This window comes from Nitrospira sp. (assembly GCA_016788885.1).
Taxonomy (GTDB): domain Bacteria; phylum Nitrospirota; class Nitrospiria; order Nitrospirales; family Nitrospiraceae; genus Nitrospira_A.
Window position 1 is genome coordinate 96,614 of record JAEURX010000043.1, and the last position, 11,240, is coordinate 107,853.

Annotated in this window: 16 protein-coding genes; 11 read left to right on the forward strand and 5 right to left on the reverse strand. The window is 58.9% G+C overall.

The genetic code is table 11. The features are described 5' to 3' along the window. Positions 1 to 7 precede the first annotated feature (7 nt). Entirely contained in the window at positions 8 to 820 is an 813-nt protein-coding gene (locus JNL86_12195) for a 3'(2'),5'-bisphosphate nucleotidase CysQ (protein MBL8043668.1), read from the reverse strand. Positions 821 to 974: 154 nt separating this feature from the next. Between JNL86_12195 and corA the strand changes: the two genes are divergently transcribed. Next, positions 975 to 2,033, forward strand: a complete 1,059-nt coding sequence (gene corA, locus JNL86_12200) for a magnesium/cobalt transporter CorA (GenBank protein ID MBL8043669.1) — start codon at positions 975 to 977, stop codon at positions 2,031 to 2,033. Positions 2,034 to 2,041: 8 nt separating this feature from the next. On the opposite strand, the gene JNL86_12205 is transcribed toward corA, so the two are convergent. From JNL86_12205 to leuC, 3 genes are all read right to left on the reverse strand, one after another. After that, positions 2,042 to 2,431 carry a hypothetical protein gene (locus tag JNL86_12205; GenBank protein MBL8043670.1) on the reverse strand — a complete coding sequence of 130 codons (390 nt, stop codon included), beginning with the start codon at positions 2,429 to 2,431 and terminating at the stop codon, positions 2,042 to 2,044. Between the two features lie 19 nt (positions 2,432 to 2,450). Beyond that, on the reverse strand, positions 2,451 to 3,071 hold the full coding sequence (gene leuD / locus JNL86_12210) for a 3-isopropylmalate dehydratase small subunit (protein MBL8043671.1): 621 nt from the start codon (positions 3,069 to 3,071) through the stop codon (positions 2,451 to 2,453). Between the two features lie 78 nt (positions 3,072 to 3,149). Then, positions 3,150 to 4,553, reverse strand: coding sequence for a 3-isopropylmalate dehydratase large subunit (gene leuC / locus JNL86_12215; protein MBL8043672.1), 1,404 nt, complete (start codon positions 4,551 to 4,553; stop codon positions 3,150 to 3,152). Between the two features lie 158 nt (positions 4,554 to 4,711). Here leuC and JNL86_12220 point away from each other — a divergent pair, with 158 nt between their 5' ends. From JNL86_12220 to JNL86_12230, 3 genes are read left to right on the forward strand one after another with little or no spacing between them, the layout of a single operon-like run. Then, complete coding sequence (locus tag JNL86_12220) at positions 4,712 to 4,945, forward strand: hypothetical protein (GenBank protein ID MBL8043673.1); 234 nt, start codon at positions 4,712 to 4,714, stop codon at positions 4,943 to 4,945. A 23-nt stretch (positions 4,946 to 4,968) separates the two neighbouring features. Continuing rightward, positions 4,969 to 5,520, forward strand: a complete 552-nt coding sequence (locus JNL86_12225) for a hypothetical protein (GenBank protein ID MBL8043674.1) — start codon at positions 4,969 to 4,971, stop codon at positions 5,518 to 5,520. 1 nt (position 5,521) lies between these two features. Next, positions 5,522 to 6,082 carry an MEKHLA domain-containing protein gene (locus JNL86_12230; protein MBL8043675.1) on the forward strand — a complete coding sequence of 187 codons (561 nt, stop codon included), beginning with the start codon at positions 5,522 to 5,524 and terminating at the stop codon, positions 6,080 to 6,082. Here the strand turns inward: JNL86_12230 and JNL86_12235 are convergent. Further along, positions 6,062 to 6,280 (reverse strand): DUF1653 domain-containing protein, encoded by a 219-nt coding sequence (locus JNL86_12235; protein ID MBL8043676.1) that lies wholly within the window; start codon positions 6,278 to 6,280, stop codon positions 6,062 to 6,064. The genes JNL86_12230 and JNL86_12235 overlap by 21 nt on opposite strands. Before the next feature lie 97 nt (positions 6,281 to 6,377). On the opposite strand from JNL86_12235, the gene JNL86_12240 reads away from it, so the two are divergent. The 7 genes from JNL86_12240 to xth form a co-directional block, all read left to right on the forward strand. Then, positions 6,378 to 7,739, forward strand: coding sequence for an FAD-dependent oxidoreductase (locus JNL86_12240; protein MBL8043677.1), 1,362 nt, complete (start codon positions 6,378 to 6,380; stop codon positions 7,737 to 7,739). Then, the gene (locus JNL86_12245) at positions 7,736 to 8,419 is read left to right on the forward strand and encodes a tetratricopeptide repeat protein (protein ID MBL8043678.1); all 684 of its coding nucleotides are present in this window, start codon (positions 7,736 to 7,738) and stop codon (positions 8,417 to 8,419) included. Before JNL86_12240 ends, JNL86_12245 begins: the two co-directional genes overlap by 4 nt. A 78-nt stretch (positions 8,420 to 8,497) precedes the next feature. Next, positions 8,498 to 8,713 carry a hypothetical protein gene (locus JNL86_12250; GenBank protein MBL8043679.1) on the forward strand — a complete coding sequence of 72 codons (216 nt, stop codon included), beginning with the start codon at positions 8,498 to 8,500 and terminating at the stop codon, positions 8,711 to 8,713. A 7-nt stretch (positions 8,714 to 8,720) separates the two neighbouring features. Continuing rightward, positions 8,721 to 9,188 carry a hypothetical protein gene (locus tag JNL86_12255; protein MBL8043680.1) on the forward strand — a complete coding sequence of 156 codons (468 nt, stop codon included), beginning with the start codon at positions 8,721 to 8,723 and terminating at the stop codon, positions 9,186 to 9,188. Between the two features lie 17 nt (positions 9,189 to 9,205). Next, entirely contained in the window at positions 9,206 to 10,030 is an 825-nt protein-coding gene (locus JNL86_12260; protein MBL8043681.1) for a mechanosensitive ion channel family protein, read from the forward strand. 134 nt (positions 10,031 to 10,164) lie between these two features. Further along, positions 10,165 to 10,569, forward strand: coding sequence for a hypothetical protein (locus JNL86_12265; protein ID MBL8043682.1), 405 nt, complete (start codon positions 10,165 to 10,167; stop codon positions 10,567 to 10,569). A gap of 150 nt (positions 10,570 to 10,719) precedes the next feature. Beyond that, a partial coding sequence (xth, locus tag JNL86_12270) for an exodeoxyribonuclease III (GenBank protein ID MBL8043683.1) occupies positions 10,720 to 11,240 on the forward strand: 521 nt, incomplete at its 3' end.

The window sequence follows — 11,240 nt, forward strand, 5'->3', positions numbered from 1 at the left end:
AAAAGGGCTAGGGCTGTGAAGCACGCGTACCGGACTGTGCGGTGCTGTGTCGAATGAGGTGCGTGCGTGCCGGCGCGGGCAGGCTCGAACCGATCGCCAGTGTACCCGACAGTCTGGGGTCGGAGCGATTGAAGGCAAACGGTTGGCCGGAGGCCGTGGTAGCCTGTCCCCCGCTTTCCTCAATGAGCAGGACCCCGGCGGCAATGTCCCACTCATTGCCGCCATCCAGGGTGATGGCCGCGTCGGCTCGCCCGGCCGCCACTAACGCAAGAGCATAGGCGATGGACCCGATCGGACGGCAGCGAACGTGTGGCTCTAAGGCCTCAAACCGGCCGACCCGAAGCTCCCAGGGATTCACCAGCGCGAGCGGGCGTTCGGTCGAGGCAAACGGCGGCTGGACAGGCTTGAGGAGACGCTCGATACGGAAGCCCCGCCCGCGCATCGCTGAAAAAAATTCACCGGTCGATGGATTGAAGATGGCGGCAACGATCGGCCGGCCCTCTTCGACCAAGGCAGCCGACAAACAAAATTCCGGCACCCCTCGCACGAATGCGCGTGTCCCATCGATCGGATCGACGATCCAGACGCGGGTGCGGCTCAGACGCGCATTTGTGTCAGCCGTTTCCTCGGACAACCAGCCGTCGTCAGGAAAGGCGGTCGACACGCAGTCGTGCAGGATGCGATTGACCGCGAGGTCGGCGGACGTGACTGGTGAGTGATCCGCCTTGGTGTAGGTGTCAAATCCGGCTGTCGACAAGCGAAGCGCTTCACGACCGGCTTGATGCATGGCCTCTGACAACAGGGCGAGTTCACGATCCATTGTGCTGTGGCTCCTCATTCATTGGATTGAACGAACGATTGCGTGTCGTTCCTTCACCGTACCAGGTCTTGGCGCCGGAACAAAGTCCGGAGTGGCGTGGGCTTGCGAGAGCCCTTGACCCTCCCGCGGCTTCCGCGTACAAGCTGGGTGAACGATGAAGCTGAAGCACAAACATTCCCGCAAAGCAGGCCTGCCGCCCGGCACGCTGGTCCACATCGGCGAAAAAAAGTCGGAGAACGTCACGATCACCGTGTACGAGTACGGTGAAGGGCAGTTCCAAGAGCGATCGGTCGCCAGGCCGGAGGACGTGGCCTTGACGGCAGAGCCGACGGTTCGCTGGGTCGACGTCGGGGGCATTCATAAGATGGAGGTGCTGGAAGCGTTCGGAAAGATGTTCGGCCTCCACCCGCTGCTGCTCGAAGACATCGCCAATACGGATCAGCGCCCAAAACTCGACGACTACGGCACCTACGGCTATGTGGTCTTGAAGATGCTCTATGAGGGGCAGAACGAAGGCGACATCAACGTCGAGCAGGTGAGCCTGGTCTTCGGGGAGAATTTTGTGCTGTCGTTTCAGGAAAACGGCGGCGATGTGTTTCAGGGGGTGAAGGAACGGTTGCGGAACGGGAAGGGTCGGTTACGCCATGCCGGCGCAGATTATCTGCTCTATGCGCTGATGGATTCGATCGTGGACCGCTACTTCGTGATCCTGGAGACATTGGGGGAGAAAATCGAGATGTTGCAAGATGTGTGTGTGACGAATCCCGGTCCGGAAACGCTGCGGGATATCCACGCGCTCAAACGGCAACTCCTGTACTTCCGACGCTCGGTCTGGCCGCTGCGAGACCTCATGAACAATCTCTCGCGGTCCGATGGGCAGTTTTTGCAGGGCTCCACCAAAGTCTTCTTCCGTGACGTCTACGACCACATCATTCAGATCGGCGACACCGTCGAAACTCTGCGGGAAATGGTGTCGTCGATGATGGAGGTCTATTTGTCCAGCGTCAGTTATCGGCTCAATGGCGTGATGAAGGTCTTGACGATCATCACGACCATTTTCATGCCGCTCAGTTTTATCGCCAGCATTTATGGGATGAATTTCGAGCACATGCCGGAGTTGAAATCGCCCTGGGGCTATCCAGCGGTGCTGGGCGTCATGGCCGTGACCGGTCTGGCGATGCTGTATTTCTTCAAGCAGAAAAAGTGGCTTTAACCAGGAGGTCAGTCGAGGACCTCAACGCGATCCACGAAGTAGGGCGTTTCGCCGAAACAGGTGGTGGGGATATAGCGAAACTCCTTGTAGTGGATGACGACCCGCTTGCCCATCTGTCCGTCGAGCTTCTTGGCCACGTTCTCGTCCCACACCGTGAAGCTCCAGAGCACCGGGGCGACGCCCGGCACGGTTGTCATGGCCAGCTCACCTTCCTGCGTCTTACAAAACCATCCCTTTCGGGACAGCTTCTGCAAGTACCCGGCGCGATCTCCGTCGGAGTAGCTCCAATTAAAGACGACCAGGAGATAGGCTGCGCCGCCGAAAAACAACAACGTGAAGAGAAATTTGGGTCTCCAGAGCCAGGCTACAGGAAACAGAATGGTCTCCCACCACGTCATAGCACTCCTTTTCTGACGGTTACTTCACGTCTTGAAACAGCCAGGGAGCTTGGGTGCGGCGCCGTTGTTCGTACTCCCCGATTTGCGGCGCGTGCTGAAGTGTCAGGCCGATCGCATCCAACCCGCGATACAAACAATCTTTGCGGAAGGGGTCGATCTCGAAATGATAGGCCGTGCCTTCCGGCGTCGTGACCTGCTGGGTTGCCAGGTCGATGGTCAATCGATAGCCCTCACGGGTGGCCACGCCGTCGAACAGCGCCTGGATGTCCGATCCCTTGAGGACCACCGGAAGAATGCCGTTCTGGAAGCAGTTGTTGTAAAAAATATCGGCGAAGCTGGGCGCGAGAACACATCGGAAGCCTTGATCGAGCAGGGCCCAGGGCGCATGTTCGCGCGAAGAGCCGCAACCGAAGTTGTCCCGCGTCAGGAGAATTGAGGCCTGCTGATAACGTGGTTGGTTCAGGAAAAACTCAGGATCCTGCGATCCATCTTTCCGTCGCCGCCAATCATAGAACAACCCTTCCCGCAGACCGGTGCGCTTGATCGTCTTCAAAAACTGCTTGGGAATGATTTGATCAGTATCGACATCGACCCGGTCCAAGGGAGCGACCAGGCCGGTGAGTGTGGTGAATGCATGCATGGTATGTCCTTTTGTGCTGCGTATCTGCCGGCCGCTGTCATTAACGGACTCGGCCCCAGGATCGAACGGCCTTCCCGCTTATGACCACTGGCGAATATCGACAAAATGTCCTTCGATGGCGGCCGCCACGGCCATGGCCGGCGACACCAGATGGGTGCGTCCTCCGGCCCCCTGACGACCTTCAAAGTTCCGGTTGCTGGTCGAGGCGCAGCGTTCACCCGGCTGCAGGACATCGGCATTCATGGCCAGACACATGCTGCATCCTGCCTCCCGCCATTCGAAGCCAGACTCCTTGAAGATACGATCCAGTCCCTCTTGTTCCGCCTGCTGCTTCACCAGGCCGGAGCCGGGGACGACCATGGCGTGCACGCCGCCGGCGACTTTCTTGCCTTTGGCAAACGAGGCGGCAAGGCGGAGGTCTTCGATCCGTGAATTGGTGCAGGACCCGATGAAGACCTTGTCGATTTTAATCTCGCGAATCGGCATGCCGGGTTTCAGAGCCATGTATTCGATGGCCCGCTCGGTGGCCTGGCGGAGTTTGTCATCCCTCATGGTGCTGGGGTCCGGCACAGTGCCATCCACGCCGGTGACCATGCCGGGTGTGGTTCCCCACGTCACTTGCGGCGCAATCGTCTCGGCGCGTAATTCCACGACCGCATCGTACTTCGCGCCGGCATCGGTGTGGAGATTCCGCCAGGCTGCCACCGCCTGGTCCCAGAGCGCCCCCTTCGGAGCCATCGGACGGCCTTTGATATAGGCGAACGTAGTCTCATCCGGCGCCACCATGCCGGCGCGGGCTCCGCCCTCGATCGACATGTTGCACAGCGTCATGCGGCCTTCCATGCTGAGCGCCCGAATGGCGGAGCCTGTATATTCGATGACGTAGCCCGTTCCGCCTGCCGTGCCGATCTTGCCGATGATGGCCAGAATGATGTCCTTCGCGGAACAGCGCGGCGACAGTTGGCCGTCTACGCGGACTTCCATCGTCTTGGGGCGCTTCTGAACCAGACATTGCGTTGCCAGCACATGCTCGACTTCGCTGGTGCCGATGCCGAATGCGAGCGCGCCGAAGGCGCCGTGAGTTGACGTATGGGAGTCTCCGCAGACGATCGTCATGCCCGGCAGGGTGAACCCTTGCTCGGGACCGATGACATGGACCACGCCTTGCCGGATGTCGTTCATGCCGAACAGGGTGATGCCAAAGGTCTTGCAGTTATCATCCAACGTTTGAATTTGTTTGGCGCTGATCGGATCGGCAATGGCGACGCGGCGATCGGTCGTCGGGACATTATGGTCGGGAACCGCCAGTGCGGCCGCCGATCGGCGCGGAGTGCGGCCCGCGACCGTCAGTCCTTCGAAAGCCTGCGGCGAGGTGACTTCGTGCACCAAATGGCGGTCGATATACAGCAAGGTGGTTCCGTCCGGTTCCGCCCGAACCACGTGGTCGTTCCAAATTTTTTCGAACAGTGTGTGTGCAGCCATGGCCATGCTCCTTATAAACCCGCGCCCTTGCGAGAGATTGGGGCGCGGTACTCGCGCGGAGCTATTATATATGCGACCAGGCCTGTCGCATCAAGGGCAAAGGGGCTCGGAAAAAAATGCCTCTTCAGATTCCACCATGGCGGACCGATAAGGGTTCCATGGAACAGGAACCCATCGATGCCGACCACATCACGATCCCCCGCTGGACGATCAAGCGTGATCCCCGGGCGCTGGGGTGTTCCATCTGCGGTTCGGCGATCGTGAAAATTACCGCCGAGTGGCGACAGGTCTCGTTCTGCACCTGCAGACTGATCGAGTATCGTGTCCTGCCGCGGGCTCCCAAGGCCTTGCCTGCTCCCTCCCCCGCCTCAGATTCACGCAAAGATCCTTGATCTCGTTGGAGATGGAGGCTCACATGGCACGATGGCAGTGGGCGCTTCTGACTGCATGCTGCTCGATCACGCTCGCATTCCTATCAGCCGAGGCAAAAGATCGGCCGCATGCGAAGTCGCTGACGCGACCCGCATTGACCGTCCCAGCCTCATCATTGCGATCCTGTACCGGCGAGGATCTCCCCGGCACCTGGAATCTGGTGACGTTTAATTCTTCCTACGGCTTCAAGAATCCACAGGCTCCCTATCTGTTTCCCTATCAAGTTTTCCACTACTCACGTGAGCAGGGTGCCAAGTCGGCTCACTCCCGTACGCCGATTCTCGAGCGCGCAGAGCGGGTGTTTGAGGGCGTGCCGCTGGATCTGAGCTATCAGGTCGAACAGGGAGGCCGCGTCCTGCTGAAGTCGAGAAGCCAAGACGCGGTGGTGGAAGTGTGGTCTTGCTCCATCGTCGGGCAAGATTCGCGGCCCAAGGATGACGGCACAGCTCTCCGACGCGGCGACTTGGTCATGACCCTCCTCGGTAGCCACGGACAAGCATTGTTCGTGCGGCATCTTCGAAAAGACGCGGCATAACTTGGCAGGCGGCAAGCCGCCGTGCTACTACCCATCGCATGCGGAATGCGGGGCTCGCTTTCTCCCGCTCTCTTCCGCCGAGGAGGCCGTGGACGATTCCATTCACGTATGGCGGCGACCGGAGGTTGTCGAATGGTCTCAGCAACTGCTCGACAGCTACCGCCACTGCGTCGGCCGGGACCTGCTGCCCCGGTTGGGCGGGTCTGAGGCACAGGCTCACGCATTGTTCCACGCCCCCTTTGTAACCGTGTCGCACGGGACGCAAGACGATCCGATCTTGAATTACGGATCGCAGCTTGCGCTGACGCTCTGGGAGATGACCTGGGAACAGCTCGTGCAGACCCCCTCCCGGTTGACGGCAGAACCGGTGAATCGTGCCGAACGGGAACGCATGCTCGAACGTGCCAACCTCCAGGGATATCTCGACAATTATCAGGGCGTCAGAATATCGAGCAGCGGGCGCCGGTTTCTGATTGAGCAGGCCCTGGTGTGGACTGTGGTCGACCAAGCCGGGCATCGTCGAGGGCAAGCCGCAACCTTTTCACACTGGACCTTCCTCTAGCCGCCGGAATCGTGGCACGAGCTCACTTCCGACGGAGACCGACTCCGAAAACATGGTCATCGGTCTGATCCATAATCCGCCTTCTCCATAGAGTTGACGGTAGACGACGTATGCCTCCTCCGTTTCCGAGTGCCGGGCGACGCCCAGCACTTCGTAGTCCTTCCCTTTATAGTGACGATAGCGACCCGGTTTGATCATGGTGTATCCTTGTGATTGTTACTCTGCGAGTCAGTCTATCGAACCGCACATGCCATCACAACTCTCTCAGCAGAACGAGCGTCGGCACGATGTCGTGATTATCGGCGGCGGGTCGGCGGGGTATGCCGCTGCGCGGACGGCGCGCGATGCCGGCGCGGATGTGGCCATCGTCGATCAAGGGCCGCTCGGGGGGCTGTGTATTTTGCGCGGCTGCATGCCGACGAAAACCATTCTCCGGTCGGCCGAAATTATGGCCCTGATGAAACGGGCAGGGGAATTTGGGTTAACTCCGGTCAGCGCACGGGCCGATCTCTCGGCCATCGTCGACCGGAAAAACCGCCTGGTGCAGGAGTTTGCCGACTATCGCATCGCCGCGTTGCGCGACCCTCGATTCACCCTGTATGAGTCGCGCGCCGAATTCATTTCTCCGCATGAGATTCGTGCGGGCGCATTGCACATTCGAGCCACAGCCTTCGTGATTGCCACCGGATCGCGCCCGGCGGAAGTAGCGATTCCCGGATTGGAGCAAGCCGGGTATCTGACCAGCGATGAGATGCTTGATGTACGGCAGGCGCCGTCGTCGTTGCTGGTGTTGGGGGGAGGGCTGGTCGCAGTCGAGTTTGCCCAATTTTTTTCTCGCATCGGCACCAAGGTCATCATGGTGCAGCGTGGCGCCACGCTGCTCTCCGATATGGATTCGGATGTCGGACAGGCGTTAGCGTCTGCCTTTCAGGACGAGGGCATCGAGGTGATTACCGGCGTGTCGTTTGAGCAGGTGACTTCGTCGCCAACCGGTAAGACCGTGCAGTTCCAACAGAACGGTCTTTCCCATACCCGTTCGGCCGCTGTGATCCTTCACGCTCTCGGTCGTCGTCCCAACCTGAAGGGGCTTAATGTGGAGGCGGCTGGGGTCGATCTCCTTGATGGTTGCCTGGTTGTCGGCTCAGATATGCGGACCTCGCAGCCGCATATCTTTGCCGTCGGCGATGTGAACGATCTCACGCCGATTGTGCACTTAGCGATTCAGCAAGGTGAAACCGCTGCCTTCAACGCGACGCATCCTGATGCGCCCGCGCGAGTCATTGATCATCGGTTGGATAGCGAGATGGTCTTTACGGATCCGCAAGTGGCCATTGCCGGTTTGAGTGAGCGCCAGTGCCGTGAACAATCGATTCCTTACCTGACCGCTTCCTATCCGTTTGCCGATCACGGCAAGGCCATGTGTCTCGGGGCGTCTCACGGATTTGTGAAACTGTTGTGTCGCCCGGATAGCGGCGAGCTCATCGGCGCGCAGATTGTAGGGCCTGACGCAGCAGAACTCATCCATGAACTCATTGCCGTCATGTATTTCCACGGGACCGCGCAGGACTTGCTGCGCATTCCGCATTACCATCCGACCCTTGCAGAGATCGTGACCTATCCAGCCGAGTCGATCCTCGAGCAAATGGGACTGGTATGAGGCGGAACGTTCTCGCCCTCGCCTGCGCGCTGTTGCTGTTGGTGGCCTGGTCCTGCGGGCAGCAGACCTGGGAGGCTGCCATGCAGGCCGGTGAGGCGGCGGTGCAGCGGGGACAGTACGAGGAAGCGGAACGGATCTATGCGGCCGCGGTCAAGAAGGCGGAAGAGTTCGGTGTGCATGATCGGCGCGTCGCGGTCACGCTGGCTCGTCTTGCGCAGGCCTACAGCGCGCAGGGGAAATACGTCGAGGCCGAACTGATGTATCTGGAGGCGCTGAAGATTTATCAGGATGTGCATGGCGAGAATCATCTCGATGTGGCCGCGATGCTCAACAACCTCGGGGTGTTGCATCGCAAACACGGACAGTTTGCCGACGCCCAGCGACTATTGACCCGGGCGCTGGCGATCAAAGAGAAATTGCTGGGGACGGAGCATCTGGAAGTTGCGCTGGCGCTGAGCAATTTGGCCGCACTGGCGATGGCTCAAGGTGAGGCTTCCCAGGCGTCGATGTTGCTTGCGCGGGCGTTGGCGGTGAGGGAAAAGCAGTTAGGGGTCGATCATCCCGATGTGGCCAAGACCCTCGTCGACTATGCTGCCGCATTGCGAAAGATCGGCCGGAGCGCTGAGGCGGATGCCCTTGAGACACGAGCAGATGAGATTCGAGCGAAAGCGAAGTCCTGACGTCGAACCGGGAAAAAGTTGAACCATTCGGATAGACCGGTGTAGCGTAGTGACTCGATGTGAGTCAGGGAGCGGGATATGTCTGATTTGCGGACCAATGCATTGATTGCGCGTGGCGTGGGCGTGGTGTGCATCGCCGGCGGATTCATGCTGGGCGTCTACGGGCTGGAGTTTCCCAAGACCATCTGGTTGCAGACCGCATTGGGGCTGTTGGTGACCGGGATGATGGCTCAAGGGTATGCGATGTATTGTTCCATTCGGTGGGTTCGGGAACAACGTGATTCGGAGCGGTAGGCGGTCGATGGGTATCTTGTATCGTGAAAAGAAGGGCTGGGGTTACAGGCTGACGACCGTGCTCCTGCTGTGCTTCGCGATTATGTCAGGATGCGGGGGGCCGTGGCGTGATCGGTATTTGGACAAGGGGTTAAAGACGCTCACGCAGGACGAGATTGCGGAAAAATTCGGCCCCCCCAGCACCGCCAAGACGCCGGTCCTGGGGGGTAATACGGTGTGGACCTATCGCGTGCCCATGGGTGATCGGGAAGTCCACCCGTGGGACCCCAGCAGCCTGACTTCGGGAAGAAAAACAAAAGCCGCGCCGTCACCGTCGCCGTTCGGAAAAAGCTTGGCCGGAAGCGAAGAGCCCTATCGGGAGCCGTTGTATTGTTATCGGTACACATTGTCCTTTGACGAGGACAAACGGCTGAAGGACTGGAAACGCGAAGAATGCGTTCCTCGTCCGACTGAAGAAGGTACCGAGTCGCAGTGAAGCCTACAGACGACTCTATGCGAGAACTGTTGCCGGTGATCGGATCGAGCGTCTTCTTCGATCTGTCGAAGTCCATTCTTCTGCTGCTCATCCTCCTGCTCGCGCGAACCATCCTGGTTCGTTGGATTAAGGGCAATCCCACACTGACCATCGACGCCAAGCGTCGCTGGATTGTGACCACGCGCAATAGCATGGTGCTATGCCTCTTCGTGGGGCTCGTGGTGATTTGGGCACACGAGTTGGAAGCCTTCGCGGTCTCGCTCGTCGCATTGGCGGCCACCTTGGTACTGGCCACAAAGGAGCTGATTCTCTGTTGGAGCGGCGCCGCACTGCGTGTCGGGGGCGGGGTCTATGGAGTCGGGGATCGGATTCAGTTGGGCACGTACCGTGGGGTCGTCCTCGAATACGATGTGTTTGCCACGAAGCTCCTTGAGATCGGTCCCGGACAGACGTCACACCTCTATACGGGCCGAACCGTCGTGTTTCCCAACAGTCTGCTTTTCGGCAATCCTCTCATCAAGGAAAGTCCATCGCAAGAATATGGTCTGTACGTCTTAACGGTTCCGTTGTTGAGCACTGACAATTGGCAGGCCGCCGAACAGGCGCTGCTCAGCGCGGCGAAGGTTGAATGCGCCCCCTTTATGGACCAAATGGGCCGGCAGATGAAACTGCTCGAACAGCGAAATCTTCTGGAGGCTCCATCGCCGGAGCCTCGTATCACCATTCAACTTCCTGAGGCCGGCCGTATTCACCTGGTCCTCCGCTTTCCGGCTCCGGATCGCGGTCGTTCTCGAGTAGAGCAAGCCATCCTCCGTCGCTACCTGACCTCCTTTCGCCCGTAACGTTTTTCTGCTCTTGGCAAAAATCGGCAAAAACGTTGGCAAACGCAGTTTGTCGAGGTATTGATGAGTACTGCATGCCGGTCGGTCTTTTGGGAAAGCCGGAAACCATATTTCACTTCAGAAAGGGGTTGTTGATGAGAAGGTCACTCGCTGTCGTGGTCGCTGCTGCGGTTGTGGGCATGAGTTCACTGGCCCTTGCCGATGATCTGGGCTTAGGAAAAATGTCTGAGGGAATGAAGCAGGACGCGGGCGCATTGTCCGATGATCTCAACGCCCAGAAAGAGGAGCTGAAGAGCGACCTCAAGGCCAAGAAGGAATCAGCAAAAAGCGAGTTGAAGGCGAAGCGGGACGAGGCCAAAGCGAAGAAGAAGCAAGCGAAGGCCGACGCCAAGGCGAAAAAGGAACAGGCAAAAGCCAAGATCAAGGCGAAGAAAGAAGCCGTTCATGCCAAGGTGAAGGAGGCGAAGGGGGCCGCCGATGATGCCGCCAACGAGGTCGGGGCGATGAAGAATGAACTGAAGGACGCAGCGCGGTACTAAATGACCACGATGACATAGTCGGCGGGAGCTGTCTCGCCGAAGCGTGAGGTCCACGGCCTGCAATCGGATCGCTCCGGTCGCAGGCCGTGGCGTTTTAGCGGAGAGTGAGTTGTTGCGGCGGACGGGCTCTGTTAGAATCCCCCCCGCCGTATGAAGATCGCGACCTTTAATGTCAATTCCCTTCGGAAACGTCTTCCAATTGTGCTGCAATGGCTGGAACGCCATCAACCGGATGTCCTGTGTTTGCAGGAAACCAAGGTTCAAGATAGCGAATTTCCACTGGCCGCACTCGCCGCGTCAGGCTACGACATCACCTTCCGCGGAATGAAAGCCTACAACGGCGTCGCGGTGCTCAGTCGCACCAAGCCGGAAGCGATATCATACGGATTTGACGATGGAGGCGATGTCGAGGACGCTCGTCTGTTGCGGGTGGTGATTCAGGGGATCCCGATCATCAATACTTATGTGCCGCAGGGGTTTGAGATTGAATCCCCGAAATATCAGTACAAGCTGAATTGGTATGAACGGCTACGAAAACACTTCGAATCGCATCTTTCCCCGAAGGAGCCGGCGATCTGGTGTGGAGACATGAATGTGGCCCCAAGACCCATTGATGTCCACAGCCCGGAGAAACATCTGAAACATGTCTGCTACCACGAAGACGCGCGCAA